Here is a 26,083-nt window from a genome sequence, read left to right as displayed (position 1 = left end):
CGCCCGGTCTGCGCGCATTAAATCAGGAAATCATCCAGTGATTTACCCTCTGCCAGCGCTAGGGAGATCGGCTTCGGCGTACGGCCCTGGCCGGTCCAGGTTTTTTCAGTGCCATCGAGATCGGTATAGCGATATTTTGCAGCACGCGGTTTGCGCTTTTTCGGCTGCGCGCTGGCGCTCAGCAGCTCGGAACCCAGCAGGTCTTCTGCCGAAATACCGTCAGCTTTCATCATCTCCAGCAGAGCGCTAATTTTTTGCTGCTGCTCGGCACGTTGCTGTTCGATCTCAGCCTGCTCATTACGTTTTTCTTCCGTGACAATACGCAGCTTTTCGAGCATATCTTCCAGCACGTCCAGAGAGAATTCACGCGCCATCGCGCGAAGTGAACGGATATTATTAAGATTATGTAACATTGAAGTCATGTAATATGAAAACCTTTTCAAAGTCGTCTGAATAATCAATACCGGCTCATGGTAATTCATTTGTTTATAAACATCCAGACGATACCGCACGAAAATATAATTCAGGTCAAACAACAGGGAATTAAGAATATATAATGACGGTTATTTTCAGTTTTAATGATTTATTCAGGACCGCAGTTTAATCATTATTTATTACCACTGTGCTATTACCGGCATCAGTGGCTGAGCCGCCGCGGCGCGAAACGAATATTCATTCATCTGCATCGCATAAAACCAAATCATCAATCTCAGAGCTTTACGCTGCACAACATCATTTTAACAACATAACCGCCTTGCGACATGGACGTTTTTCCTTACCTGAACACAGGTCATGCCAGATGCGGAAAAACGCTACATTAAGTCGTTGTTTTAAAATACAAAAACAGAGAGTAACAAAGAAAATAACGCAGCACTGGCAAAACCGGTTCGTTTAGAGAATTTTACGGACAAAACGCCAGTAAATAAAAATTTATCGCTAATTGAGAGTTTCAATGTAGAGAGATACGCTATACACGAAAAACAAAGCAAACTAAAGCACTATCCCAACCCGCTTTAGCCTCGTTATCGTATCATCTTCAGGAGTCAGAACATGTTCTCACGGCAGTCTCGCCTGCGCCACGCTGTAGCGGACACATTTGCAATGGTGGTCTACTGTTCGGTGGTGAACATGCTGATTGAAATATTCCTCTCCGGAATGACCTTTGAGCAGTCACTTTCTTCACGTCTGGTCGCCGTGCCGGTGAACATCCTTATTGCATGGCCGTACGGTTTCTACCGCGATGCGGTGATGCGTTTTGCCCGCCGCTATTCATCTACCGTCTGGATGAAAAATCTGGCGGACGTGGTGGCCTATGTCACCTTCCAGTCGCCGGTATATGTCGCCATTTTATTAACGGTGGGCGCAGACTGGCACCAGATCGCCGCTGCTGTAAGCTCGAATATTGTGGTGTCGATGATGATGGGCGCCGTCTACGGCTATTTCCTCGACTACTGCCGACGTCTGTTTAAAGTGAGCCAGTACCAGCAGGTCAAGGCCTGAAACACGGCGACTGGCGAAAGCCAGTCGCGTCGTTATTGCGAGTCGCCAAACAGGCCTTTCAGAAAGCGTTCCAGCGCCATGCGGGAACTGAAACCATGCGGAATACCATAATGTTCCTGATTATTGCCCCCTAAATAGAGCGGGAACTGCTGGTAATGGTCGCTGGTTTTCATCTCTGAAGCAGGCTCCGCGAAGGAAAGACTTCTCTCTTTCAACGTCGGATGAATGATCAGCGCAGTGCGCCCCATGCGGGCTTCCCGGTTCACATAAACATAATTATCGCCACGACGATAACCGTATGCTTTTTGTGTTACCACATCCACCGTAAATCCCGCTTTTTCAAGTTCGCGCGCAACCTCATCGGGTCGTAAATACATATTCTTTCCTCGTTATCATTTCCTGCCGGGCAACCTTACCGTATTCAGCATTAGCAGTGCTTTCAGAAAAATCCATAAACGGCCTGATAAGCCGTGACCAGCTTCAGATATTAAAAAGGTGGTCTAAACTGTTTATTACCGCAAATTCAAGGGAGAATTGTATGTTTAGCCGATCAAACCGAAACGATGTTGAGGACGATGCTCAGGATATCCATAACGATGTCAGGAAATTAGCGGATACGCTGGAAAGCGTTTTGAAATCCTGGGGATCGGATGCGAAGGGCGAAGCGGAAGATGCGAGACGTAAGGCGCGGTCGCTACTGCGCGAAACCCGTGCGCGTCTTAATGGATGCTCCACCAGCAAACAGTCTGCCTGCGATGCCATAAACTGTGCGAACACCTTTATTCGCGAGAGACCCATGTGTGCGGTAGGTACCGTCGCCGCCGTCGGGATCTTCATCGGTGCGCTGCTCGCCCTGCGTAAGTAACGCCCGGCTCCAAACTGTGCTCTTCTACCCCAATGCCCTGCGGTGTTGGGGTTTTTCATTTTTATAAGCCATAGCCCCCCTTCCCGTAGCAGTTGTTACCGGCAGCAAATACGCTTGAATTTCCCATATCTTGTGTGGTTGAAAGTTTAGATAACTACATCTAGTATTCCTTTTAGCAAGACAGACTCCTGGTGACGCGTTCAATCGCGTTGAACTCCCATTTTAAATGGAAATACGAATCATGCGCATTATTATTTACACTCGTGACAACTGTGTGCAGTGCCATGCCACCAAACGCGCCATGGAGAGCCGGGGCGTGAGCTTCGAACTGGTGAATGTGGATCAGGTTGCCGACGCGGCAGAGAGGCTTAAAGCCCAGGGGTTCCGCCAGTTGCCGGTGGTGGTCGCCGGGGAGATGAGCTGGTCGGGGTTCCGTCCGGATCTGATTAACCGGCTGCCGCAGGCTGCACAGGCCGCCCGGGCATGAGCCTGCTCGTCTACTTCTCCAGCAGCTCGGAGAACACGCACCGCTTTATCGTGCGCCTCGGACTGCCCGCCGTGCGGATCCCGCTGAACGAGCGGGAGCGCATCCAGGTGGACGAGCCCTTTATCCTGGTGGTGCCCAGCTACGGCGGCGGCGGAACCGCCAGGGCGGTACCGCGCCAGGCGATCCGCTTTCTCAACGATCCCCATAACCGGGGGCTTATCCGCGGGGTGATCGCCGCCGGCAACCGTAATTTCGGCGATGCCTTCTGCCGGGCCGGGGATGTCATCTCACAAAAGTGCGGCGTGCCGTACCTCTATCGCTTTGAGCTGATGGGGACACAGCAGGACGTCGACAACGTGCGTAAAGGAGTAAACGAATTTTGGCAACGACAACCGCAGAACGCGTGATGCAGGGATCGCAGGATTTCCATGCCCTGAACGCTATGCTGAACCTGTACGATGGTGACGGGAAGATCCAGTTCAGCAAAGATCATGAGGCGGTGGACGCCTTTTTTAACGCCCATGTCCGCCCCAACAGCATGACCTTTGCCAGCCCGCAGGCGCGTCTGGACTACCTGCTCAGGGAAGGTTACTACGACCCACGGGTGCTGGCGCGCTATGAGAGCAGCTTTGTGCTGGCGCTCTTTGCCCATGCCCATGCCAGCGGTTTTCGTTTCCAGACCTTCCTCGGCGCCTGGAAGTTTTACACCAGCTATACGTTGAAAACTTTCGACGGAAAGTGCTATCTGGAGAGCTTTGAGGATCGGGTGGTAATGGTCGCCCTGACCCTGGCCCAGGGAGATGAAACGCTGGCACGCCAGCTGACGGACGAGATCCTTTCCGGGCGTTTCCAGCCCGCCACGCCTACCTTCCTCAACGGCGGCAAGGCGCAGCGCGGGGAGCTGGTCTCCTGTTTCCTGCTGCGTATTGAAGACAACATGGAGTCGATTGGCCGGGCGGTCAATTCGGCGCTACAACTTTCCAAACGCGGCGGCGGCGTGGCCTTTTTACTCTCGAACCTGCGGGAAGCGGGGGCGCCCATCAAGCGCATCGAGAACCAGTCCTCCGGGGTGATCCCGGTGATGAAGATGCTGGAAGATGCCTTCTCCTACGCCAACCAGCTCGGCGCGCGCCAGGGGGCCGGGGCGGTCTATCTTCATGCCCATCACCCGGACATCATGCGTTTTCTTGATACCAAACGCGAAAACGCCGACGAAAAAATTCGCATCAAAACCCTCTCCCTGGGGGTGGTGATCCCGGATATCACCTTCCGGCTGGCAAAAGAGAATGCCGATATGGCGCTCTTCTCCCCTTACGACGTGGAGCGCATCTACGGTAAGCCGTTTGGCGATGTGGCGGTGAGCGAGCTGTATGACGAGATGGTGGCAGATACGCGGATCCGCAAAAAAACCCTCAACGCCCGGGAGTTCTTCCAGCGGCTGGCCGAGATCCAGTTTGAGTCCGGTTATCCCTACATCATGTACGAGGACACGGTCAACCGCGCCAGCCCCATTGCCGGGCGCATCAATATGAGCAACCTCTGCTCGGAGATTTTGCAGGTTAACAGCCCTTCAACCTATGACGAGAACCTGGACTACGCCCGTATCGGGCACGATATCTCCTGCAATCTGGGCTCGCTGAATATTGCCCATACTATGGACTCGCCGGACTTTGGCCGCACCGTTGAGACCGCGGTGCGCGGCCTGTCGGCGGTGTCGGAGATGAGCCACATCCGCAGCGTGCCGTCGGTGGAGGCCGGCAATGCCGCCTCGCACGCCATTGGGCTGGGGCAGATGAATCTGCACGGCTATCTGGCGCGGGAGGGCATTGCCTATGGCAGCCCGGAGGGGCTGGATTTCACCAACCTCTACTTCTACACCATCACCTGGCACGCGCTGAACACCTCAATGATGCTGGCCCGTGAAAAAGGGCAGCGATTCGCCGGTTTTGAGCAGTCGCGTTACGCCAGCGGAGAGTACTTTAACCTGTACCTCAGCGGCGACTGGCAGCCAAAAACGGAAAAAGTGCGGGCGCTGTTTGCCCGCGCCGGGGTCCGCCTGCCAACGCGGGCGATGTGGCAACAGCTGCGCGACGACGTGATGCGCTACGGCATCTACAACCAGAATCTGCAGGCGGTACCGCCTACCGGGTCGATCTCGTACATCAACCATGCCACCTCAAGCATTCACCCGATTGTGTCGAAAATCGAGATCCGCAAAGAGGGGAAAACCGGGCGCGTCTACTACCCTGCCCCGTTTATGACGAATGAGAATCTGGATCTTTATCAGGATGCCTATGAAATCGGCCCGGAAAAAATTATCGATACCTACGCCGAGGCGACAAAACATGTCGATCAGGGGCTGTCGCTGACGCTCTTCTTCCCGGACACCGCCACCACCCGCGACATCAACAAAGCGCAGATCTATGCGTGGAAGAAAGGGATCAAGACCCTGTACTACATTCGCCTGCGCCAGCTTGCGCTGGAAGGCACCGAAACAGAAGGCTGCGTGTCCTGCGCGCTGTAAGGAGAGAGCATGAAACTGTCCCGGGTTCACGCCATTAACTGGAACAAGATTGAAGATGACAAAGATCTGGAGGTATGGAACCGCCTGACCAGTAACTTCTGGCTACCGGAAAAGGTGCCGCTGTCGAACGACGTTCCGGCGTGGCAGACCTTAAGCCAAGAAGAGCAGCAGCTCACTATCCGCGTCTTTACCGGCCTGACGCTGCTCGACACGGTGCAGAATACGGTGGGCGCACCGGCGCTGATTGACGATGCGCTGACCCCGCACGAAGAGGCGGTGATGTCGAATATCAGCTTTATGGAGGCGGTGCATGCCCGCTCCTACAGCTCCATTTTCTCGACGCTTTGTCAGACCAAAGATGTGGATGCCGCGTACCGCTGGAGCGAAGAGAGCGTTACGTTGCAGCGTAAAGCCCAGCGGGTACTGGAACATTACCGCGCCGACGAACCGCTGAAGAAGAAGATCGCCAGTGTCTTTCTGGAGTCGTTTCTCTTCTACTCCGGTTTCTGGCTGCCGATGTACTGGTCGAGCCGGGGCAAGCTCACCAATACTGCGGATCTGATTCGGCTAATCATCCGGGATGAGGCCGTACATGGATATTATATTGGCTATAAGTATCAGAAAGGGCTGGAGAAAGTTAGCGAGGCCGAACGCGAGGCGTTGAAAGGTTTTGCGCTGGATCTGCTGATGGATCTGTATGATAACGAGCTGAACTATACCGACGAGCTCTATGCCGGAACGGGCTGGGAGGAGGATGTGAAAGCGTTCCTCTGTTACAACGCCAACAAAGCGCTGATGAACCTCGGCTACGAGGCGCTCTTCCCGCCGGAAATGGCGGAGGTAAACCCGGCGATCCTCGCCGCGCTCTCGCCGAATGGTGACGAAAACCATGATTTTTTCTCCGGGTCGGGATCGTCCTATGTCATGGGAAAAACGGTGGAGACAGAAGACCTGGACTGGGATTTTTAAGTGAAATAAATCGGTTTTCAATGCGAAATATATCACTTAATGTCTGACAAATATCTCTTCGTGATCTACGCTGTAATTCTCCGGTCATATTCGCCTGAATCACATCGATTCAGGCGAAATTTCCCATCCGCACGGTAAAAATCTCAAAAAAATTCATTTCCCGCTCAGCCCTTATCTCATGGGAAATTGAGCGATATTGCCTGCGTGCAAACCACGGCAAAATTCATGCCACAAGCGCCGCAAGGGTTGTCTCAGATTCTGAGTATGTTAGGGTATGGCCTGCTTATTATTTCACTGGTAACGCTATCGATTTAAATAAATAACGGGACATTCTTTATTGCATGGCAATTAAATTAGAAGTTAAAAACCTCTACAAAGTATTTGGCGAGCACCCGCAGAGGGCTTTCAAATATATTGAAAAAGGTCTCTCAAAAGAACAAATTCTGGAAAAAACCGGGCTATCGCTTGGCGTTAAAGACGCCAGTCTGGCCATTGAAGAAGGCGAGATATTTGTCATCATGGGATTATCCGGTTCGGGTAAATCCACTATGGTTCGCCTTCTCAATCGCCTGATTGAACCCACCCGCGGACAGGTGCTGATTGACGGCGTCGATATCGCCAAAATATCAGACGCCGAGCTCCGCGAGGTGCGCAGAAAAAAGATCGCGATGGTGTTTCAGTCGTTCGCCCTGATGCCGCATATGACGGTGTTAAATAACACTGCTTTCGGCATGGAATTAGCCGGCATACCGGCCAATGAGCGCCAGGAAAAAGCGCTGGATGCGCTGCGTCAGGTGGGGCTGGAAAATTACGCCCACGCATATCCGGATGAACTTTCCGGCGGGATGCGCCAGCGCGTGGGATTAGCCCGCGCATTAGCGATCAACCCCGATATATTATTAATGGACGAAGCCTTCTCGGCCCTCGATCCATTAATTCGTACCGAGATGCAGGACGAGCTGGTAAAACTGCAATCCCGACATCAGCGCACCATTGTCTTTATTTCCCATGACCTCGATGAAGCCATGCGAATTGGCGATCGTATTGCCATTATGCAAAATGGCGAAGTGGTGCAGGTGGGAACGCCGGACGAAATTCTGAATAATCCGGCAAATGATTATGTCCGCACCTTCTTCCGTGGCGTGGATATTAGCCAGGTATTTAGCGCCAAAGATATTGCCCGCCGCACGCCAAACGGCATTATCCGTAAAACACCAGGGTTTGGCCCGCGTTCGGCGCTGAAGCTGCTGCAGGATGAAGACCGGGAATACGGTTATCTGGTTGAACGCGGGAATAAATTTGTCGGTGTTGTCTCCATCGACTCCCTGAAAACCGCCCTTGGCGAAGGTCAGGGGATCGATGCGGCGTTAATCGACGCGCCACTTGCCGTGGACGCGGAAACGCCGCTCAGCGAGTTGCTCTCCCACGTTGGCCAGGCCCCCTGTGCGGTGCCGGTAATTGGAGACGAACAACAGTACGTCGGCATCATTTCAAAACGCATGCTGCTGCAGGCTTTAGATCGCGAGGGGGCAAACAATGGCTGATCAATCTAACCCGTGGGGTACTACAGAGGCGGCGGACAGCGCGGCGCAATCTGCTGACGCGTGGGGTTCTTCTACGCCAGCGCCCACCGACGGCGGTGGCGCTGACTGGCTGACCAGCGCTCCGGCGCCGGAACCAGAACATTTCAATATTATGGATCCGTTCCATAAAACCTTGATCCCGCTCGACCGCTGGGTGACGGAGGGGATCGACTGGGTGGTGACCCACTTCCGCCCTGTGTTCCAGGGGATCCGCGTCCCGGTGGACTACATCCTCAACGGCTTCCAGCAGCTGATGCTGGGGATGCCCGCTCCGGTCGCCATCGTGCTTTTCTCGCTGATTGCCTGGCAGTTTGGCAGCGCGGGAATGGGGATCGCCACGCTGATCTCGCTCATCGCCATCGGCGCCATTGGCGCGTGGTCCCAGGCGATGATCACCCTGGCGCTGGTGCTGACCGCCCTGCTCTTCTGCGTGGTGATCGGCCTGCCGATGGGGATCTGGCTGGCGCGCAGCCCGCGGGCGGCGAAAATTATCCGCCCGCTGCTGGATGCGATGCAGACCACCCCGGCGTTTGTCTACCTGGTGCCTATCGTGATGCTGTTCGGCATCGGCAACGTGCCGGGCGTGGTGGTGACCATTATCTTCGCCCTGCCGCCGATTGTGCGTCTGACCATTCTGGGCATCAACCAGGTCCCGGCGGATCTGATCGAAGCCTCGCGTTCGTTTGGCGCCAGTCCGCGTCAGATGCTGTTTAAAGTTCAGCTGCCGCTGGCGATGCCCACCATTATGGCGGGCGTAAACCAGACCCTGATGCTGGCCCTGTCGATGGTGGTGATCGCCTCGATGATCGCCGTGGGCGGTCTGGGTCAGATGGTGCTGCGCGGGATTGGTCGTCTCGATATGGGGCTGGCCACCGTCGGTGGCGTCGGGATCGTGATCCTCGCCATTATCCTTGACCGCCTGACCCAGGCTGTCGGTCGTGATGCACGCAGTCGCGGCAACCGTCGCTGGTATACCACCGGCCCTGTCGGGTTGCTTACCCGCCCATTCACAACGTCTAAATAAGGAACAACGATGCGACATAGCGTACTTTTTGCCACAGCGTTTGCCACCCTTGCCTCTACCAGCGCATTCGCTGCCGACCTGCCGGGCACCGGTATTACCGTGCAACCGGTCCAGAGCACCATCTCCGAAGAGTCATTCCAGACCGGGCTGGTCAGCCGGGCGCTGGAGAAGCTGGGCTATACGGTTAATAAACCCAGCGAAGTGGATTACAACGTCGGCTATACCTCCATTGCCTCGGGGGATGCCACCTTTACCGCCGTCAACTGGCAGCCGCTGCATGACGACATGTACACCGCCGCGGGCGGCGACAAAAAGTTCTACCGTGAAGGGACCTTTGTCTCCGGTGCGGCTCAGGGTTACCTGATCGACAAGAAAACCGCCGACCAGTACCACATCACCAATATTGAGCAGCTGAAAGATCCGAAGATTGCGAAGCTGTTCGATACCAACGGGGACGGCAAAGCCGACATGATGGGCTGCTCGCCGGGCTGGGGCTGCGAAGCGGTGATTAACCACCAGAACAAAGCCTTCGACCTGGCGAAAACCGTGGACGTCAGTCACGGGAATTACTCGGCGATGATGGCGGACACCATTGCCCGCTTTAAAGAGGGTAAGCCGGTCATCTATTACACCTGGACGCCATACTGGGTGAGCGACGTGCTGAAGCCGGGTAAAGATGTGGTCTGGTTGCAGGTGCCGTTCTCCTCCCTGCCCGGCGAGCAGAAGGATATCGACACCAAACTGCCTAACGGCATGAACTACGGCTTCCCGGTGAATACCATGCACATTGTGGCCAACAAAGCCTGGGCTGAGAAAAACCCGGCGGCGGCGAAGCTGTTCTCGGTCATGAAGCTGCCGCTGGCGGACATCAACGCCCAGAACGCGATGATGCATGCCGGCAAGTCATCTGAGGCCGATGTACAGGGCCATATCGATGGCTGGATCAAAGCCCACCAGCAGCAGTTTGATGCATGGGTAAATGAAGCCCTGGCGGCACAGAAGTAACGCTACTCTGCTCCCCTCTTCCGGAGAGGGGAGCAGACCGCACGATCCATCACTCAACAACTCCCCGCCTCCTCACTTCATCCGTTATTATGGTTTACGAGAAAATAATCACTTAACTAATGATTTCGAAACCAAATGACAAAAACAACTCAAGGGCTTAGCCCCGCGCTTATTCTGCTGATGTCAGTGGCAACCGGTCTGGCGGTCGCCAGCAATTACTATGCGCAACCCCTGCTGGAAACCATCGCCCGCAACTTCTCGCTCTCGGCAAGCTCGGCCGGTTTTATCGTTACCGCCGCCCAGCTGGGGTACGCCGTTGGTCTGCTGTTCCTCGTCCCGCTGGGGGATATGTTTGAACGCCGGGCGATGATTGTCTCTATGACGCTGCTGGCCGCGGGCGGGATGTTGATCACCGCCTCCAGCCAGTCGCTGAGCATGATGATCCTCGGCACCGCCCTGACCGGTCTTTTCTCGGTAGTGGCGCAGATACTGGTGCCGCTCGCCGCCACCCTCGCCTCGCCGGAAAAACGCGGTAAGGTGGTGGGCACCATTATGAGCGGCCTGCTGCTGGGGATTTTACTGGCGCGTACCGTTGCGGGCTTACTGGCGGGTATCGGCGGCTGGCGCACCGTGTACTGGGTCGCCTCGGTGCTGATGGTGGTAATGGCGCTGGCGCTGTGGCGCGGCCTGCCAAAGGTGAAGTCAGAAACCCATCTCAACTATCCGCAGCTGCTGGGCTCCGTCTTTAGCCTGTTCATAAAGGATAAACTGCTGCGTACCCGGGCGTTGCTGGGCTGTTTCACCTTCGCCAACTTCAGCATCCTCTGGACCTCGATGGCCTTCCTGCTGGCCTCTCCGCCGTTTAACTATTCCGAAGGGGTGATCGGTCTGTTTGGTCTGGCCGGGGCTGCCGGTGCGCTGGGGGCGCGTCCTGCGGGTGGCCTGGCGGACAAGGGCAAATCGCACCTCACCACCACCGTCGGTCTGGTGATGCTGCTGCTCTCCTGGGCAGCAATCTGGTACGGACATGTCTCGGTGCTGGCGCTGATTGTCGGCATCCTCGTGCTCGACCTGACCGTGCAGGGGGTGCATATCACCAACCAGACCGTGATTTACCGCGTCAAGCCGGATGCCCGTAATCGCCTGACGGCCGGGTATATGACCAGCTACTTTATCGGCGGTGCGGCCGGGTCGCTCATTTCGGCCTCGGCGTGGCAGCATGCCGGCTGGACGGGCGTGTGTGCGGTCGGGTCGGTGATGGCGCTGCTTAACCTGCTGGTCTGGTGGCGCGGTTATCACCGTCAGGAGGCTATTCAATAAGGTTTACATAAGTTTGGGGCTCTCAGGGTGTTAAGGAGCCCCTCAGTCTGTTAAGGTACGCAATCATTTATACCGAAAATTTTTATGTGGGTAATATATTAGAATACCGCATGAATAGCTTACGCCTGATGACCCATCCCCGTTTTGCCAGCGTTACCCCCTCTTTTCTGTGCTTACCGGGTCACGGATCAACCCGGCTCTTGATGACAGTGAAATTCGTCTTGCGGATTTTATCTGCACAAATAATTCATTTACATTATTTGTCACTGTCGTTACTATATCGGCTGTAATTAATGAGGTTATGCCCAAATGGATAGTTCGTTTACGCCCATTGAACAAATGCTTAAATTTCGCGCCAGTCGCTATGCAGATTTCCCTTATCAGGAGATCCTGTTAACGCGTCTCTGCATGCACATGCAGGGTAAACTGCTGGAAAATCGCAATAAAATGCTGAAAGCTCAAGGGATTAACGAGACGTTATTTATGGCGTTGATTACGCTGGAGTCTCAGGAAAATCACAGCATTCAGCCTTCGGAGCTGAGTTGCGCGCTGGGTTCGTCCCGTACCAATGCGACCCGTATTGCCGATGAGCTTGAAAAACGTGGCTGGATTGAGCGCCGCGAAAGTGACAACGACCGCCGTTGTCTGCACCTGCAACTGACCGAGAAAGGTCACGAATTCCTGCGCGAGGTACTCCCACCTCAGCACAACTGCCTGCATCAACTCTGGTCGTCTTTAAGTAACGCAGAGAAAGATCAGCTCGAGCATATCACCCGTAAGCTGCTCACCCGTCTGGACCAGATGGATGAAGATGGCGCTGTTCTTGAGGCGCTGCGCTAACGCGACGACACGCTCCAAAATCCAGATTAATAAGAAAACCGTCAGGCCAGCATCTCATCGTGCTGGCCTTTCTGATAACAGGTCGGCTCAGCCGATGTGAAATAATAAGATCGTGGAGAACAACATGAGCGCAAATGCGGAGAACACAACCCCGCAGCAACCGGTCAACAAGAAAGGCAAACGCAAGCGCGCCCTTCTGCTGCTGACCTTGCTCTTTATTATCATTGCCGTGGCATATGGGATCTATTGGTTTTTAGTACTGCGTCATAGTGAAGAGACGGATGACGCGTATGTGGCAGGGAACCAGGTTCAGATTATGGCGCAGGTGTCGGGCAGCGTGACGAAAGTCTGGGCTGACAATACCGACTTTGTGCAAAAAGGTGACGTGCTGGTGACGCTCGATCCGACCGATGCCCAGCAGGCGTTTGAAAAAGCGCAGACTGAGCTGGCGTCAAGCGTACGTCAGACCCGCCAGCTGATGATCAACAGCAAACAGCTGCAGGCCAATATTGACGTGCAGAAAACCGCCCTCGCCCAGGCCCAGAGCGACCTCAATCGTCGCGTCCCGCTGGGTTCGGCCAACCTGATTGGCCGCGAAGAGCTGCAACACGCCCGTGACGCGGTCGCCAGCGCGCAGGCTCAGCTGGATGTGGCCCTTCAGCAATATAACGCCAATCAGGCGATCGTGCTGAATACCACGCTCGATCAACAACCGGCGGTAAAACAGGCGGCGACCGAAGTCCGTAACGCCTGGCTGGCACTGCAGCGTACCAAAATCGTCAGCCCGATGACCGGCTACGTTTCCCGTCGTTCCGTGCAGCCTGGCGCGCAGATCACCTCCTCCACCCCGCTGATGGCGGTGGTGCCGGCAACCAAGCTGTGGACTGACGCCAACTTCAAAGAGACCCAGCTGGCGCATATGCGTATCGGCCAGACCGCCACGGTCGTCAGTGACATCTACGGCGACGACGTGAAGTACACCGGTAAAGTGGTGGGGCTGGATATGGGGACCGGCAGCGCCTTCTCGCTGCTGCCTGCGCAAAACGCCACCGGGAACTGGATCAAAGTGGTTCAGCGTCTGCCGGTGCGTATCGAGCTGGATGAGAAACAGCTGGCGGACCATCCGCTGCGTATTGGCCTCTCCACGCTGGTGACGGTGGACACCTCCAACCGTGACGGCCAGATGCTGGCAAACCAGGCACGTTCGAACCCGGCCTACGAAAGTAATGCCCGCGAGATCAGCCTTGAGCCGGTGAATAAACTGATCGATGAGATCGTGAAGGCAAACGCCGGTTAATCCGAAGGTGAGCGTTATGCAGCAGCAAAAACCGCAAAAACCGTTGGAAGGGGCGCAGCTGGTCATCATGACCATTGCGCTTTCGCTGGCGACATTCATGCAGGTGCTGGACTCCACCATCGCGAACGTGGCGATCCCGACCATCGCCGGGAACCTTGGCTCATCCCTGAGCCAGGGGACATGGGTAATCACCTCATTCGGGGTGGCGAATGCGATCTCCATCCCGATTACCGGCTGGCTGGCAAAGCGTGTCGGGGAAGTGAAACTGTTCCTCTGGTCAACGATCGCCTTCGTGCTGGCCTCCTGGGCATGTGGCGTCTCCAGCAGCCTGACCATGCTCATCTTCTTCCGCGTGATCCAGGGGATTGTGGCCGGGCCGCTGATCCCGCTGTCGCAAAGTCTGCTCCTGAACAACTATCCGCCTGCCAAGCGCTCCATTGCGCTGGCGCTGTGGTCGATGACGGTGATTGTCGCCCCGATCTGCGGCCCGATTCTGGGCGGTTATATCAGCGATAACTATCACTGGGGCTGGATCTTCTTTATCAACGTGCCGATTGGCGCCCTGGTGGTACTGCTGACCCTGCAGTCGCTGCGTGGCCGCGAAACCCGCACTGAACAGCGGCGGATTGATGGCGTGGGGCTGGCGCTACTGGTGCTGGGCATCGGTAGCCTGCAGATCATGCTCGACCGCGGGAAAGAGCTGGACTGGTTCGCCTCGCAGGAGATCATCGTTCTGACTGTTGTGGCGGTGGTGGCGCTCAGCTTCCTGATTGTGTGGGAGCTGACGGACGACAACCCGATAGTCGATTTGTCGCTATTTAAATCACGCAACTTCACTATAGGTTGTTTGTGTATCAGCCTCGCCTACATGCTTTACTTCGGCGCCATTGTTCTGCTGCCGCAGCTGTTGCAGGAGGTGTACGGATATACCGCCACCTGGGCAGGGCTGGCGTCGGCGCCGGTCGGGGTGATCCCGGTCCTGCTGTCGCCGATCATCGGCCGCTTCGCCCATAAGCTGGATATGCGACGCCTGGTGACCTTCAGCTTCATCATGTATGCGGTGTGCTTCTACTGGCGCGCCTATACCTTTGAACCGGGCATGGACTTTGGCGCCTCCGCGTGGCCGCAGTTCATCCAGGGGTTTGCAGTGGCCTGCTTCTTTATGCCACTGACCACCATCACCCTCTCCGGTCTGCCGCCAGAAAGGATGGCAGCGGCGTCCAGCCTGTCGAACTTTATGCGTACGCTGGCGGGCTCTATCGGCACCTCGATGACGACGACCATGTGGACCAACCGGGAGTCGTTGCACCATGCTCAACTGACCGAGTCGGTGAACGTGTTCAATCCGCAGGCGCAGGAGATGTACAGCCAGCTACAGGGAATGGGCATGACCGAGCAACAGGCATCCGGGTGGATAGCACAGCAGATCACCGCCCAGGGGCTGATAATTTCGGCTAACGAGATCTTCTGGCTGTCGGCAGGTGTGTTCATTGTGTTACTGGGGCTGATCTGGTTTGCCAAACCGCCGTTTGGGGCGGGTGGCGGAGGGGGCGGCGCCCACTGACGTGTTTGCCTGAAAAGAAAAACGGATCTGCATGCAGATCCGTTTTTTTATGGCCGCGGTTACGGCTACTTAATCCCAATAATTTTAATCGTGATGATCGAGACTGTACCTGGCGGTACAAAACCGGGGACACCCGACTCACCATACGCCTGCTTCGCCGGGATATGGATTTTTGCCTCTCCGCCCAGGCCCAGCTTTTTCACTACCGTCTGGAACAGCGGCGGTAAATCTTTCACCCGACTGGCACGAATTTCATTCTTGGACATGACTTTACCGGTACCGAGCACTTCATCGATTTCGGTCATGATTTCATTTTTGTCGTTGATCAGGGGAGCTTCACCTTTTTTAATCACCCTGTAGACAGCGCCATCAGGTAGTCGCTTAGCCCCCTTCTCATTCGCCGCTTTTGTCATGATCGCTTTACTCTGCTTTTCATTTTCACTTTGCGTTGCGACAAACTGTTTTTTCTGTAACTGATCCAGTGACGTCAGCTCTTTCGAAAGCGTGGCTTCTGCCAGCTGTAGCTTGTTAGTCACCTTATCGTTAAAGCCCTGCATAAAGGCGTTAAGATCGAGTTTTTTACTCAGACCGTCCAGCTTGGCTTTCTCACGCTCTGCCGCATCACCATACCATGCACCGATTGCGTAGCTGGTCTTCGTATCTTTTGACGCCGTCTTATCAATCTTCACCTGCTGCACAGGCGCAACGTCTTTTCCAGCCTTAGCCTGAGTCTCCTTTAACTTCTGGTTTTCGGCCGTCAGCGCTGTAAGAGAGCTATTCTGCGTTTTATATTTCTCCTCAAGCGAGGCGTTTTGCCTCTGTAGCTCTGCCAGCTGCTTTTTCAGTTCCGCGGTCTCTTTACCTGCGGTCGCCAGCTGCGCGCTGCTTTTCTCTTTCTCAATGCCCGTATTGCTTTTATGTAAAGAGAGCAGGGATTCCTGAGAAGCGATAACTTTTTTAGCATCTTCAAGCTGCTTCAGCACAATATCGGACTTCGTTTTTTCACTGCTGAACTGCTTTTCCTGCTCGGCCAGACGGGTTTCCAGCGTCGCTTTTTGCAGGTTCAGTGCCGATAGCTGCGCTTTTAACGTGTCGAGCTCTTTGACCACACCGGTGCTTTTATCACCGCTCGCTTTAAGGGTAGCCAGCTGCGCATCCAGCACTTGCCGCTGCGCCTGCAGTTCTGCGAGCTGTTTGGTCAGGACGGCATTTTTCTCACGCGTCTCTTTCAACGCAATCAGCTCCGTTTCCAGCGCCTTTTTCTGCGTCTTCAGATCGCTCAACTCTTTGGCCAGCGCGGCGCTCTTTTCATCGGCGGTCTTCAGCGCGGCAAGTTGGCTTTCCAGCGCCTTTTTTTGCGCCTGCAGATCGGTCAGCTCTTTTGTGAGCGTCGCATTTTTATCAATGGCCTGTTTCAGTGTCGCCAGTTGAGTTTCCAGCGCTTTCTTCTGCGTTTGCAGATCGGTCAGCTCTTTAGTGAGCTTCTCTTTCTCGCTCCCGGCATTGCTTTTTTGCATTGCCAGCAGTGACTCGTGAGAAGCCAGGACTTTTTTGGTATCTTCAAGCTGGCTCTGCGCGATGGCGGATTTCGCCTTCTCACTGTTGAACTCTTTCTCAAGCTCGGCCAGCCGCTTTTCCAGCACGGTTTTTTGCTGGTTCTGTGTGGACAGCTGAGTTTTCAGGGCATCGATCTCACCCGTCAGGACAGTGCTCTTTTCAGAGTGAGTTTTAAGAGAGGCCAGCTGGGTATCCAGCGCACTCTTCTGCGCCTGCAGATCGGCCAGCTGTTTGGTCAGCGCGGCGCTCTTTTCATCGGCAGCCTTCAGCGCGGTAAGTTGGGTTTCCAGCGCCTTTTTTTGCGCCTGCAGATCGGTCAGCTCTTTAGTGAGCTTCTCTTTCTCACTTCCGGCGCTGCTTTTTTGCGTTGCCAGCAGTGACTCCTGAGAGGCGAGGACTTTTTTAGTATCTTCGAGCTGGCTTTGCGTAATGGCGAATTTCGCCTTTTCACTGTTGAACTCTTTCTCAAGCTCGGCCAGCCGCTTTTCCAGCGCGGTTTTTTGCTGGTTCTGTGTGGACAGCTGAGCTTTCAGGGCATCGATCTCCCCCGTCAGGACAGTGCTTTTTTCAGAGTGAGTTTTAAGAGAGGCCAGCTGGGTATCCAGCGCATTCTTCTGCGCCTGCAGGTCGGCCAGCTGTTTGGTCAGCGCGGCATGCTGCGCGTCGGCTTTACGCAGTTGTTCCGCCAGTTCCGCGTTTTTTTGTTTCTCGATGTCAGCAGACGTTGGCAATGCCGCAATGAGGCTTTCGACAGCAAGTTTTTGCGCACTGCCATCCGGTTGCGGTTTAAGCCGGGCGAGAGCCTGCTCCTTTTCCGCAACGCGATCCTTTTCATGGGCAACCGCCTGTTCCAGAGAGGCTTTCTCTCTTTCTAAAACACTTAGCTGTTTATTTAACGCGGTAATGGTGGAGTTGGCCTGGCGAAGCGCGTCGTTAAGACGCGTAATTTTTGCCGGGTCTATCCCGGCAGCCTTGTCACTTTTAACGGCACTGGCACGGGGTACCGGATCAGCAGGCTTACTCGCCTGCGATTGGGGAAGATCCACTGCCGCCTTCTGGGGAGTTGCAGCGGTTTCAGAGGCAATAAAGGGGTTAGTTTTCTCCTGGCCGATAATTTTTTCATCATCCAGACGCTTTAATAAATCCGTACCAACTGCAAGCGCCTTTCCGCCTGATAATAACAATCCGCAGTACAGTGCTGCGCTAAAGAATTTATTCATAACTTATTCATTTCATTAGCACGGTTCATCATGTTGGTATAGACCGTATTACGAATCCTTACGCATACCAGCGATAATTTTTTATTAATTTCGGTGAGCATAACCTCCGAAGCATTACCATCCACCAGGGATTTATTCGATTCGTAAATTTTATAGTTTTTATTAATATTATCGAATTGCTTACGGTAGGATTCATAGGCTACGGGGTCGAGCTTCTGTAACGCGGAAAACTCCTGATAGCATTGCACTTCCTGCTTACGTTCAGCAGGTGCTTTCGCGATAGGCGTCGTAACGCTTCCAGATCCGCATGCAGACAAAAAAAGAGTAGAAAAAAGGATGGCGGCACCTGTCAAATAAACTTTCATAAATCCCTCTGATTTTTATCTATTCCATGAAATATCAACGCACCCATAATTACAATGAATGCGTATTAATACATCATCCATAGATATAATATATAATTAACCATCATGCGTTGGCTGCAATAATAGTCACAAAGAGAGGGATGCACAACGAGAGATAATTTTTTAGGAATTTATAAATAAACAAGGCAGAAGGGAGTAAAATTACCCAGCTCACGCTTTGTTGAGAGCCGGGTAATGAACTAGATGTGCAGTTCCTGCAGCTTCTCTTTTGGCAGCGCCAGTTCGTCGTTGCTGTTAACGCGAACGTCACGCTCAAGAATGTGGCGGGCAATATCCTGTGCTTCTTCCAGAGAGTGCATCTGATATGTGCCGCACTGGTAAACGTTGAGTTCCGGGATCTGGTTCTGCTCTTTCACCTTCAGCACGTCAGCCATCGCCGCTTTCCAGGCCTCAGCAACGCGGGTCTCTTCCGGCACCCCAATCAGGCTCATGTAGAACCCGGTACGACAACCCATAGGCGAAATATCGATGATCTCAACGCCGTTACCGTTCAGGTGATCGCGCATGAAACCGGCAAACAGGTGCTCCAGAGTGTGAATGCCTTTTTCCGGCATCACTTCTTTATTCGGTACGCAGAAACGCAGGTCGAATACCGTGATCGTATCGCCGTGCGGGGTATGCATGGTCTTCGCAACGCGTACAGCAGGTGCTTCCATACGGGTATGGTCGACAGTAAAGCTATCTAATAACGGCATACGTCACCTCCGATAGTGATTTTTTTTTAAAAATAATGAACTCTTCAATTCAACGCGAGTCTGAGTATATGAAAGACGCGCATTTGTTATCATCATCCCTGTTCTTCAGAGATGTTATTTTGGCCACAGCGATGTGGCCTTTTTCTTTTCTGTCAGCCTTGTTTCGCCAGAAACTCAGCAAACGACTCTGTATCCGCCGCCTCAATCTCAGCCTGACGCACCATTGATGCTTCGCGTTCAGCAGCAAACTCGGCTTCGGTAAGCACTTCCAGCGGCTCCTGCAGCAGCATATCGCGATACTCCGCCGCCAGCGCACGACCGGTGCCACCAATACCCCGATCAATCATAGAACGCAGAATGCGTGCCGAAAATGTCAGCTCCGGATTATCAAAACTTTCGACCAGCTGATCGCACACCTGCTGATACTCATCACCACCATAAACACTATCCAGCGTGTGGGCGACACGTTTGAGATCGCGGAACAGATCTTTCCCCACCTGCTGCAGCGGGAACTGTGCCGTCTGGCAACCGATGCCCAGCGTCAGGCCTGGTTTGCGCCCTTCGAGGATCACCCGGTTCCAGTTAGTGCGGGTGCACAGCAGTTCGTCAGAACTCATTTCCGGCGCATCGGCCAGCACGCACCAGACCATAAACAGATCGAGGAAGCGTACCTGCTGCTCGTCCACGCCAATTGGCGAGAACGGGTTGATATCCAGGGAACGTACTTCGATGTACTCAATCCCACCGCGCTGTAACGCATCCGATGGAGTTTCTCCGCTGCGCGTGACGCGTTTCGGACGGATAGGCGCATACAGTTCGTTTTCAATCTGTAAAACGTTACTGTTGATTTGCAGGCGCTTACCGTCTTTCTCAAGACCGATCTCTTCGTAGGCTTCCGACGGGGTTTTGATCGCCCGCTTCAATCCTGCCACATACTCATGCAGATCGTTAAACGTAATTCCGAGATTGCTTTGCGACTTATTGGTATAACCCAGGTCGCTGAGACGCAGGGAGGTCGCGTACGGCAGGTAGTACATGCCGCATTCGGTTTTCTCAAACGGCAGCGTGGTCGGTTTGCCCTGCAGGAAAGAGGAGCAAATCGCCGGAGAAGCACCAAACAGATACGGGATGACCCAGCCGAAGCGATAGTAGTTACGAATCAGGCGGAAATAGCCTGCGGAGATCGCCTCTTTATCCGTTTCGCCGCACTTCGCCTGCCAGAATGCCATCGGCAAGGAGAAGTTATAGTGCACGCCAGAAATCGTCTGCATCAGCGCGCCGTAGCGATTTTTTAATCCTTCGCGATAGAGCGTTTTCAGACGACCGATATTGGACGTGCCGTACTGCGCCAGTTCAATATCCTGCCCCTGCGCGATATAGCAAGGCATACTCAGCGGCCACATCCGCTCATCACCCAGATTACGAGCGCTGTAGCGATGAATGTCACGCATGATTTTCAGCATGTGGTCAATTTCGCCGTCGACCGGCGTAATAAACTCAAGCAGTGCTTCGGCGAAATCAGTGGTGATCCATTTATGGGTCAGCGCCGAACCCAACGCCTGTGGATGGCCCGTCGTTGCGAGACTGCCATCTGCTTTAACGCGCAGCGTTTCGCGCTCAAGACCGCGCTGAATACCCTTCAGAGCCTGAGGGTGGTTTTCCAGCCAGGCCAGTGCCTGTGATACGTCCGGGATCAATTCGACCTCCCGCCTGTCAAAATCATTTTATTTAGCATAATTGTAATGGTTTCTGGTCACAAACAGTCCAATTAGTGCCACCACGTCATGCCCTGCAAAGTTGCAACCGCTACAAGAATGTAGCGCAACGCCTTGCCAAGGCATAAAAAAAAGAGCACAGGCCCCCAGGGGATGCGCATCCATCCCGCCAGCAGGCACAGTAAATCACCGATTACCGGCATCCAGCTTAATAAAAGCGTGGCAGCCCCATAGCGTTTTAGCCAGCCGACTGCCTTTTCCTGCCAGCGCGACGTTTTGCGTAGCGGAAAGAATCGCCCAAGAATAACGTTAGTCAGCCCTCCAAGGCTATTACCCATTGTTGCTATTAACACGAGCAACCACGGCTGACTGACGCTGGACAAGAGCATCGCCACCAGTACCACCTCGGAATTTCCGGGAAGGATCGTAGCGCTTAAAAAACTGCTGGCGAATAATGAGGCGAGTGACAGTGCGTCACTCACAGTAAGCGAACATCCACCGCGGCCATACCGGCGTCTCGCGCCGCCTGAATACCGAAATCGGCATCTTCAAACACGACACACTTCGCGGGAGGGACTCCCATCAGCTCTGCGCAAAGCAGAAAGGTGTCAGGTGCAGGTTTATGGTTTTTAACGTGATCGGCCGCGACCACGGCAGAGAAATAGTGGCGCAGGTTAAGATGGTTGAGCAGCGCTTCGGCGATAGCGCTTTCACTGCCCGTACCAACGGACATAGGACGTCGCCCGTGCCACGCCTTCACCACCTCGATTAAGGGCAAAGGACGCACGGTGTCCAGCAGCATGGCTTTTACCGCATCGGTTTTTTCACGCGCGAGCAGGTGCGGGTCGAGATCGGCCTGATTCAGTTCAATCACGGCCTGTGCTATACGCCAGGTAGGAGATCCGTTGAGGGCAATCATCGCCTGTAAGTCGAAACGCATTCCGTAACGGCCAAGGACCTCAGTCCAGGCTTTACGATGCGTAGGCTCGGTGTCCAGGATGGTGCCATCCATATCGAAGATCAAACCGTCATACTGTGCGTACATCGTGCTCTCGCTAAACGATTAACAAAGCATTACTTTATCGTAAATGGCGGTTTTTGTCGCTGACAGTGAAGATGATTGCTGACGAAACGTCGAAGGAATAAACAATGAGGGAGAATATGGTGCATCCGGGAGGATTACTCGGCGTTGCCTCGCCCTCCGGGTCGTTGCTGAAGCAACGTTATCCTCCCTGGTGCTGACGATTGATTCGCAGACCATGAAACAACAGCCTGGCTGTTATCTCTGAGAAGATGGTGCATCCGGGAGGATTCGAACCTCCGACCGCTCGGTTCGTAGCCGAGTACTCTATCCAGCTGAGCTACGGATGCATCGGGATTTACTACTGTACTACTCGATACTCATATCACTTCGAAAGCAATATGAAGTAATAGATGGTGCATCCGGGAGGATTACTCGGCTGCGCCTTGCCCTACGGGTCGTTGCTGAAGCAACGCTATCCTCCCTGGTGCTTGCGATTGACTCGCAGACCATGAAACAACAGTTTAGCTGCTATCTCGGAGAATATGGTGCATCCGGGAGGATTCGAACCTCCGACCGCTCGGTTCGTAGCCGAGTACTCTATCCAGCTGAGCTACGGATGCATCGGGATACTGCTTTGAGATGTAGTAAATGGTGCATCCGGGAGGATTCGAACCTCCGACCGCTCGGTTCGTAGCCGAGTACTCTATCCAGCTGAGCTACGGATGCATCGGGATTTACTACTGTACTGCTCGATATTCATATCACTTCTAAAGCAATATGAAGTAATAGATGGTGCATCCGGGAGGATTCGAACCTCCGACCGCTCGGTTCGTAGCCGAGTACTCTATCCAGCTGAGCTACGGATGCAAAATGGCGGTGAGGCGGGGATTCGAACCCCGGATGCAGCTTTTGACCGCATACTCCCTTAGCAGGGGAGCGCCTTCAGCCTCTCGGCCACCTCACCACACAACGCCTCTTTCGAGTGCTTCGAGTAACTCGCTAAGAGCTTCTCGTCGCTGCGTGGCGCATATATTACTTTCTGGGACTTATAAGTCAAACAATTTTCCACAAGCTTTTATCGTTTGCACAATTCACAGGCAATTCGGACGTAAAACCCGCAAAGAGAGTGTTTTATAAACGTATTTTGCCCCTCTTTCTGCACTCTTCTGCATGAAGAACGGTGAATTTGGACGAAGTAAAAGAGATGAGAGTGGTCAAAAACAGAGCGAACGAAACAGAACGATAACTTTAAGGAAGGAGAATGTCAGGAGGGGTGCGTCTCGCCAGAGAGCGAGACGCGATAATATCAGTAACTTGACTGCTGGGATTTTTCAGCCTGGATACGCTGGTAGATCTCTTCACGATGAACAGAGACTTCCTTAGGGGCGTTCACACCAATACGTACCTGGTTACCCTTTACCCCTAAAACTGTCACGGTGACCTCATCCCCAATCATGAGGGTCTCACCAACTCGACGAGTCAGAATCAGCATTCTTTGCTCCTTGAAAGATTAAAAGAGTCGGGTCTCTTGTATCCCGGCATTATCCATCATATAACGCCAAAAAGTAAGCGATGACAAACACGTAATGTGTAGGTAGTCACGGCATCACAATCTGTTAAACGTAAGTTTAGCCGATATACACAAACTCAACCTGACTTTATCATTATCGATAGCGTAGAGCGCAGTACGCCATAACAGTGTCGTTATGGCGTCTGATTACGCTTTGTAATTATTACAGTTTCGAACTTACCCAGCTTTCTACGCTGGCCAGCGCTGCCGGGAGGGCCGCTGCGTCCGTACCACCGGCTTGCGCCATGTCAGGACGACCACCGCCTTTACCGCCCACTTGCTGAGCGACCATACCAATCAGCTCCCCTGCTTTCACACGGTCGATCACGTCCTTAGATACGCCCGCAATCAGAGAAACCTTACCTTCCGCTACCGTAGCCAGAACGATAACCGTTGAACCGAGCTGGTTCTTCAGATCGTCGACCATGGTACGAAGCATTTTCGGCTCAACGCCCGTCAGCTCGCTGACCAGCAGTTTAACGCCTTTAATTTCAACCGCTTTGCTGGAGAGGTTTGCGCTCTCCGCAACCGCAGCCTGCTCTTTCAGCTGCTGGAGTTCTTTTTCCAGTTGGCGGGTACGTTCCATCACACTGCGCACTTTCTCGCCCAGGTTCTGGCTGTCGCCCTTCAGCAGCTGGGCGATGTCGTGCAACTGATCGCTCTCAGCATGCAGGCTGGCAATCGCGCCTTCACCAGTGACCGCTTCGATACGACGAACGCCTGCCGCGGTACCGGATTCGGACACGATGCGGAACAGACCGATGTCGCCCGTACGGCTGGCGTGCGTACCACCACACAGCTCGGTGGAGAAGTCACCCATGCTCAGCACACGCACACGGTCGTCATACTTCTCGCCGAACAGGGCCATTGCGCCTTTGTTCTTCGCCGCCTCGAGATCCATGATGTTGGTTTCGATCGGCAGGTTACGACGGATCTGGGCGTTAACCAGATCTTCCACCGCGCGAATTTCTGCCGGTTTCATCGCTTCAAAATGGGAGAAGTCGAAACGCAGCACTTTGTCATTTACCAGCGAGCCTTTCTGCGCAACGTGCGTACCCAGAACCTGGCGCAGTGCGGCATGCATCAGGTGCGTCGCGGAGTGGTTCAGACGAATACGTGCGCGGCGCGCTTCGTCAACAATAGCCTGAACGCCCTCGCCCACTTTCAGTTCGCCGGATGCCAGCGTCCCCTGGTGGCCAATTGCCTGACCATATTTCTGCGTGTCGCTGACGGCAAAGCTGAAACCATTGCTTTTCAGTTCGCCTTTATCTCCAACCTGGCCGCCTGATTCTGCGTAGAACGGCGTCTTGTCCAGAACCACAACGGCAGTCTGGCCCGCGCTGATGCTCTCCACGGCTTTGCCGTCAACAAACAGGGCAGTCACTTTGCCGTTGGTTTCCAGATGCTCGTAACCTTCAAATTCGCTGCTGCCATCAACGCGGATCATGGCGTTGTAATCGGCACCGAAACCGCTGGATTCACGCGCACGACGGCGCTGCTCTTCCATTGCCGCTTCGAAGCCCGCTTCGTCAACTTTAATATTGCGCTCGCGGCAAACATCAGCCGTCAGGTCAACCGGGAAACCATAGGTGTCGTACAGACGGAAGGCGGTTTCGCCATCCAGGGTGTCGCCTTTCAGCTTCGACAGCTCATCGTCCAGCAGAGTCAGGCCACGTTCCAGCGTACGGGCAAACTGTTCTTCTTCGGTCTTCAGAACCTGCTCAACCTGCGCCTGCTGACGTTTCAGCTCTTCGCCCGCGGCGCCCATCACGCCAATCAGTGGCCCCACCAGCTTATAGAAGAAGGTCTCCTTCGCGCCCAGCATGTTGCCGTGACGGATCGCGCGGCGAATGATACGGCGCAGCACGTAGCCGCGGTTTTCATTCGATGGGATCACGCCGTCAGCAATCAGGAACGCACAGGAGCGGATGTGGTCGGCAATCACGCGCAGGGATTTGTTGCTCAGGTCGGTTGCGCCAGTCACATCGGCAACGGACTTAATCAGAGTGCTGAACAGATCGATGTCGTAGTTGGAGTTAACGTGCTGCAGTACCGCGGCAATACGCTCCAGGCCCATACCGGTATCCACGGATGGCTTCGGCAGTGGCTCCATAGTACCGTCGACCTGACGGTTGAACTGCATGAAGACGATGTTCCAGATCTCAATGTAACGGTCGCCGTCTTCTTCTGGGCTACCCGGAGGGCCGCCCCAGATGTGGTCGCCGTGATCGTAGAAGATTTCGGTGCAAGGACCGCACGGACCGGTGTCGCCCATCTGCCAGAAGTTGTCAGACGCGTACGGGGCGCCTTTGTTATCGCCGATGCGAATAATGCGTTCGCGCGGGATACCGACTTCTTTTTCCCAGATTTCATAGGCTTCATCGTCGGTTTCGTAGACGGTAACCCACAGACGCTCTTTCGGCAGGTTGAACCAGTTTTCACCGGTCAGCAGTTCCCATGCGTACTGGATAGCGTCATGTTTGAAATAGTCGCCGAAGCTGAAGTTACCCAGCATCTCGAAGAAGGTGTGGTGACGTGCGGTATAACCGACGTTTTCCAGATCGTTATGTTTACCACCCGCACGTACGCAACGCTGCGAGGTGGTCGCGCGGGAATAATTACGCTTGTCGAGACCAAGGAAGACATCCTTGAACTGGTTCATCCCGGCGTTGGTAAAGAGTAAAGTTGGATCGTTGTTCGGTACCAGGGAGCTGCTGGCAACAACCTGATGTCCCTTACTATGGAAAAAATCGAGAAACGCCTGTCGGATCTCAGCGGTGCTCTTGCTCATAATTATCCTGAAATCAAGCTAACGAAATGTCACAGCGGGTCACTACGCAACCGTTGTTGGACGGACCAGCTACTGTAAAAAGTGGGAATAAGATAAGTTTTCTTTGGA

Annotated in this window: 23 protein-coding genes and 5 tRNA genes; 13 read left to right on the top strand and 15 right to left on the bottom strand. The window is 54.1% G+C overall.

Annotation, left to right across the window (positions count from 1 at the left end; all coding sequences use genetic code 11):
* Positions 1 to 17 precede the first annotated feature (17 nt).
* Positions 18 to 422, bottom strand: coding sequence for a DNA-binding protein StpA (gene stpA, locus DVA43_RS23640; protein ID WP_103822955.1), 405 nt, complete (start codon positions 420 to 422; stop codon positions 18 to 20).
* A gap of 628 nt (positions 423 to 1,050) precedes the next feature.
* Between stpA and alaE the strand changes: the two genes are divergently transcribed.
* A complete protein-coding gene (gene alaE, locus DVA43_RS23635; RefSeq protein ID WP_114316951.1) occupies positions 1,051 to 1,500 on the top strand; it encodes an L-alanine exporter AlaE in 450 nt (149 codons plus the stop codon).
* A 32-nt stretch (positions 1,501 to 1,532) separates the two neighbouring features.
* Here alaE and DVA43_RS23630 read toward each other — a convergent pair whose 3' ends face one another.
* On the bottom strand, positions 1,533 to 1,877 hold the full coding sequence (locus tag DVA43_RS23630; RefSeq protein ID WP_039030004.1) for a DUF2002 family protein: 345 nt from the start codon (positions 1,875 to 1,877) through the stop codon (positions 1,533 to 1,535).
* A gap of 161 nt (positions 1,878 to 2,038) precedes the next feature.
* Between DVA43_RS23630 and DVA43_RS23625 the strand changes: the two genes are divergently transcribed.
* The 12 genes from DVA43_RS23625 to emrB all read left to right on the top strand — a co-directional run bounded on the left by DVA43_RS23625 (position 2,039) and on the right by emrB (position 14,978).
* The gene (locus tag DVA43_RS23625) at positions 2,039 to 2,365 is read left to right on the top strand and encodes a DUF883 family protein (protein ID WP_103822647.1); all 327 of its coding nucleotides are present in this window, start codon (positions 2,039 to 2,041) and stop codon (positions 2,363 to 2,365) included.
* Between the two features lie 241 nt (positions 2,366 to 2,606).
* The gene (gene nrdH, locus DVA43_RS23620; protein WP_180209177.1) at positions 2,607 to 2,852 is read left to right on the top strand and encodes a glutaredoxin-like protein NrdH; all 246 of its coding nucleotides are present in this window, start codon (positions 2,607 to 2,609) and stop codon (positions 2,850 to 2,852) included.
* On the top strand, positions 2,849 to 3,259 hold the full coding sequence (nrdI, locus tag DVA43_RS23615; RefSeq protein ID WP_114316950.1) for a class Ib ribonucleoside-diphosphate reductase assembly flavoprotein NrdI: 411 nt from the start codon (positions 2,849 to 2,851) through the stop codon (positions 3,257 to 3,259). The genes nrdH and nrdI overlap by 4 nt, the downstream gene beginning before the upstream one ends.
* Complete coding sequence (gene nrdE, locus DVA43_RS23610; protein ID WP_114316949.1) at positions 3,232 to 5,376, top strand: class 1b ribonucleoside-diphosphate reductase subunit alpha; 2,145 nt, start codon at positions 3,232 to 3,234, stop codon at positions 5,374 to 5,376. Before nrdI ends, nrdE begins: the two co-directional genes overlap by 28 nt.
* 9 nt (positions 5,377 to 5,385) lie before the next feature.
* A complete protein-coding gene (gene nrdF / locus DVA43_RS23605) occupies positions 5,386 to 6,345 on the top strand; it encodes a class 1b ribonucleoside-diphosphate reductase subunit beta (RefSeq protein WP_114316948.1) in 960 nt (319 codons plus the stop codon).
* A 341-nt stretch (positions 6,346 to 6,686) separates the two neighbouring features.
* Positions 6,687 to 7,889 (top strand): glycine betaine/L-proline ABC transporter ATP-binding protein ProV, encoded by a 1,203-nt coding sequence (gene proV / locus DVA43_RS23600; protein ID WP_114316947.1) that lies wholly within the window; start codon positions 6,687 to 6,689, stop codon positions 7,887 to 7,889.
* Positions 7,882 to 8,952 carry a glycine betaine/L-proline ABC transporter permease ProW gene (gene proW, locus DVA43_RS23595; protein ID WP_114316946.1) on the top strand — a complete coding sequence of 357 codons (1,071 nt, stop codon included), beginning with the start codon at positions 7,882 to 7,884 and terminating at the stop codon, positions 8,950 to 8,952. The genes proV and proW overlap by 8 nt, the downstream gene beginning before the upstream one ends.
* Before the next feature lie 9 nt (positions 8,953 to 8,961).
* Positions 8,962 to 9,957, top strand: coding sequence for a glycine betaine/L-proline ABC transporter substrate-binding protein ProX (gene proX / locus DVA43_RS23590; protein WP_114316945.1), 996 nt, complete (start codon positions 8,962 to 8,964; stop codon positions 9,955 to 9,957).
* 135 nt (positions 9,958 to 10,092) lie between these two features.
* A complete protein-coding gene (locus DVA43_RS23585) occupies positions 10,093 to 11,277 on the top strand; it encodes an MFS transporter (RefSeq protein ID WP_114316944.1) in 1,185 nt (394 codons plus the stop codon).
* Positions 11,278 to 11,586: 309 nt separating this feature from the next.
* Positions 11,587 to 12,117, top strand: a complete 531-nt coding sequence (gene mprA, locus DVA43_RS23575) for a transcriptional repressor MprA (RefSeq protein ID WP_039029994.1) — start codon at positions 11,587 to 11,589, stop codon at positions 12,115 to 12,117.
* 124 nt (positions 12,118 to 12,241) lie between these two features.
* Positions 12,242 to 13,414, top strand: a complete 1,173-nt coding sequence (gene emrA / locus DVA43_RS23570; protein WP_114316942.1) for a multidrug efflux MFS transporter periplasmic adaptor subunit EmrA — start codon at positions 12,242 to 12,244, stop codon at positions 13,412 to 13,414.
* A 16-nt stretch (positions 13,415 to 13,430) separates the two neighbouring features.
* Positions 13,431 to 14,978, top strand: coding sequence for a multidrug efflux MFS transporter permease subunit EmrB (emrB, locus tag DVA43_RS23565; RefSeq protein WP_114316941.1), 1,548 nt, complete (start codon positions 13,431 to 13,433; stop codon positions 14,976 to 14,978).
* 65 nt (positions 14,979 to 15,043) lie between these two features.
* On the opposite strand, the gene DVA43_RS23560 is transcribed toward emrB, so the two are convergent.
* The 13 genes from DVA43_RS23560 to alaS form a co-directional block, all read right to left on the bottom strand.
* Complete coding sequence (locus DVA43_RS23560; protein WP_114316940.1) at positions 15,044 to 17,755, bottom strand: FKBP-type peptidyl-prolyl cis-trans isomerase N-terminal domain-containing protein; 2,712 nt, start codon at positions 17,753 to 17,755, stop codon at positions 15,044 to 15,046.
* A complete protein-coding gene (locus DVA43_RS23555) occupies positions 17,752 to 18,120 on the bottom strand; it encodes a hypothetical protein (RefSeq protein ID WP_146052340.1) in 369 nt (122 codons plus the stop codon). Before DVA43_RS23555 ends, DVA43_RS23560 begins: the two co-directional genes overlap by 4 nt.
* Before the next feature lie 239 nt (positions 18,121 to 18,359).
* Positions 18,360 to 18,875 carry an S-ribosylhomocysteine lyase gene (gene luxS / locus DVA43_RS23550; protein ID WP_103822661.1) on the bottom strand — a complete coding sequence of 172 codons (516 nt, stop codon included), beginning with the start codon at positions 18,873 to 18,875 and terminating at the stop codon, positions 18,360 to 18,362.
* A gap of 152 nt (positions 18,876 to 19,027) precedes the next feature.
* Entirely contained in the window at positions 19,028 to 20,572 is a 1,545-nt protein-coding gene (gshA, locus tag DVA43_RS23545) for a glutamate--cysteine ligase (protein ID WP_114316939.1), read from the bottom strand.
* Between the two features lie 71 nt (positions 20,573 to 20,643).
* Positions 20,644 to 21,072 carry a YqaA family protein gene (locus tag DVA43_RS23540; protein WP_103822663.1) on the bottom strand — a complete coding sequence of 143 codons (429 nt, stop codon included), beginning with the start codon at positions 21,070 to 21,072 and terminating at the stop codon, positions 20,644 to 20,646.
* On the bottom strand, positions 21,069 to 21,635 hold the full coding sequence (yqaB, locus tag DVA43_RS23535) for a fructose-1-phosphate/6-phosphogluconate phosphatase (protein WP_114316938.1): 567 nt from the start codon (positions 21,633 to 21,635) through the stop codon (positions 21,069 to 21,071). The genes DVA43_RS23540 and yqaB overlap by 4 nt, the downstream gene beginning before the upstream one ends.
* Positions 21,636 to 21,884: 249 nt before the next feature.
* Positions 21,885 to 21,961: transfer RNA gene (locus DVA43_RS23530), tRNA-Arg, on the bottom strand.
* 196 nt (positions 21,962 to 22,157) lie between these two features.
* A tRNA-Arg gene (locus DVA43_RS23525) sits at positions 22,158 to 22,234 on the bottom strand.
* Between the two features lie 29 nt (positions 22,235 to 22,263).
* Positions 22,264 to 22,340, bottom strand: a tRNA-Arg gene (locus DVA43_RS23520).
* A gap of 64 nt (positions 22,341 to 22,404) precedes the next feature.
* A tRNA-Arg gene (locus DVA43_RS23515) sits at positions 22,405 to 22,481 on the bottom strand.
* Between the two features lie 4 nt (positions 22,482 to 22,485).
* A tRNA-Ser gene (locus tag DVA43_RS23510) sits at positions 22,486 to 22,578 on the bottom strand.
* 342 nt (positions 22,579 to 22,920) lie between these two features.
* Positions 22,921 to 23,106: a carbon storage regulator CsrA gene (gene csrA / locus DVA43_RS23505; protein ID WP_000906486.1), complete on the bottom strand. Its 186-nt coding sequence runs from the start codon at positions 23,104 to 23,106 to the stop codon at positions 22,921 to 22,923.
* Positions 23,107 to 23,347: 241 nt separating this feature from the next.
* Positions 23,348 to 25,975: an alanine--tRNA ligase gene (gene alaS, locus DVA43_RS23500; RefSeq protein ID WP_114316937.1), complete on the bottom strand. Its 2,628-nt coding sequence runs from the start codon at positions 25,973 to 25,975 to the stop codon at positions 23,348 to 23,350.
* Positions 25,976 to 26,083 lie beyond the last annotated feature (108 nt).

The organism is Leclercia sp. W6, from assembly GCF_003336345.1.
GTDB lineage: Bacteria > Pseudomonadota > Gammaproteobacteria > Enterobacterales > Enterobacteriaceae > Enterobacter.
This window is presented reverse-complemented; position numbering and strand designations above follow the sequence as displayed.

Excerpts from the sequence above, each read along its gene's own strand:
- DVA43_RS23555 (WP_146052340.1), bottom strand. The coding sequence starts at position 18,120 with ATGAAAGTTTATTTGACAGGTGCCGCCATCCTTTTTTCTACTCTTTTT.
- luxS (WP_103822661.1), bottom strand. The coding sequence starts at position 18,875 with ATGCCGTTATTAGATAGCTTTACTGTCGACCATACCCGTATGGAAGCA.
- nrdF (WP_114316948.1), top strand. The coding sequence starts at position 5,386 with ATGAAACTGTCCCGGGTTCACGCCATTAACTGGAACAAGATTGAAGAT.
- proV (WP_114316947.1), top strand. The coding sequence starts at position 6,687 with ATGGCAATTAAATTAGAAGTTAAAAACCTCTACAAAGTATTTGGCGAG.
- DVA43_RS23625 (WP_103822647.1), top strand. The coding sequence starts at position 2,039 with ATGTTTAGCCGATCAAACCGAAACGATGTTGAGGACGATGCTCAGGAT.
- emrB (WP_114316941.1), top strand. The coding sequence starts at position 13,431 with ATGCAGCAGCAAAAACCGCAAAAACCGTTGGAAGGGGCGCAGCTGGTC.
- mprA (WP_039029994.1), top strand. The coding sequence starts at position 11,587 with ATGGATAGTTCGTTTACGCCCATTGAACAAATGCTTAAATTTCGCGCC.
- emrA (WP_114316942.1), top strand. The coding sequence starts at position 12,242 with ATGAGCGCAAATGCGGAGAACACAACCCCGCAGCAACCGGTCAACAAG.
- nrdH (WP_180209177.1), top strand. The coding sequence starts at position 2,607 with ATGCGCATTATTATTTACACTCGTGACAACTGTGTGCAGTGCCATGCC.
- alaS (WP_114316937.1), bottom strand. The coding sequence starts at position 25,975 with ATGAGCAAGAGCACCGCTGAGATCCGACAGGCGTTTCTCGATTTTTTC.
- proW (WP_114316946.1), top strand. The coding sequence starts at position 7,882 with ATGGCTGATCAATCTAACCCGTGGGGTACTACAGAGGCGGCGGACAGC.
- csrA (WP_000906486.1), bottom strand. The coding sequence starts at position 23,106 with ATGCTGATTCTGACTCGTCGAGTTGGTGAGACCCTCATGATTGGGGAT.
- stpA (WP_103822955.1), bottom strand. The coding sequence starts at position 422 with ATGACTTCAATGTTACATAATCTTAATAATATCCGTTCACTTCGCGCG.
- DVA43_RS23585 (WP_114316944.1), top strand. The coding sequence starts at position 10,093 with ATGACAAAAACAACTCAAGGGCTTAGCCCCGCGCTTATTCTGCTGATG.
- DVA43_RS23560 (WP_114316940.1), bottom strand. The coding sequence starts at position 17,755 with ATGAATAAATTCTTTAGCGCAGCACTGTACTGCGGATTGTTATTATCA.
- alaE (WP_114316951.1), top strand. The coding sequence starts at position 1,051 with ATGTTCTCACGGCAGTCTCGCCTGCGCCACGCTGTAGCGGACACATTT.
- proX (WP_114316945.1), top strand. The coding sequence starts at position 8,962 with ATGCGACATAGCGTACTTTTTGCCACAGCGTTTGCCACCCTTGCCTCT.
- DVA43_RS23630 (WP_039030004.1), bottom strand. The coding sequence starts at position 1,877 with ATGTATTTACGACCCGATGAGGTTGCGCGCGAACTTGAAAAAGCGGGA.
- nrdI (WP_114316950.1), top strand. The coding sequence starts at position 2,849 with ATGAGCCTGCTCGTCTACTTCTCCAGCAGCTCGGAGAACACGCACCGC.
- yqaB (WP_114316938.1), bottom strand. The coding sequence starts at position 21,635 with ATGTACGCACAGTATGACGGTTTGATCTTCGATATGGATGGCACCATC.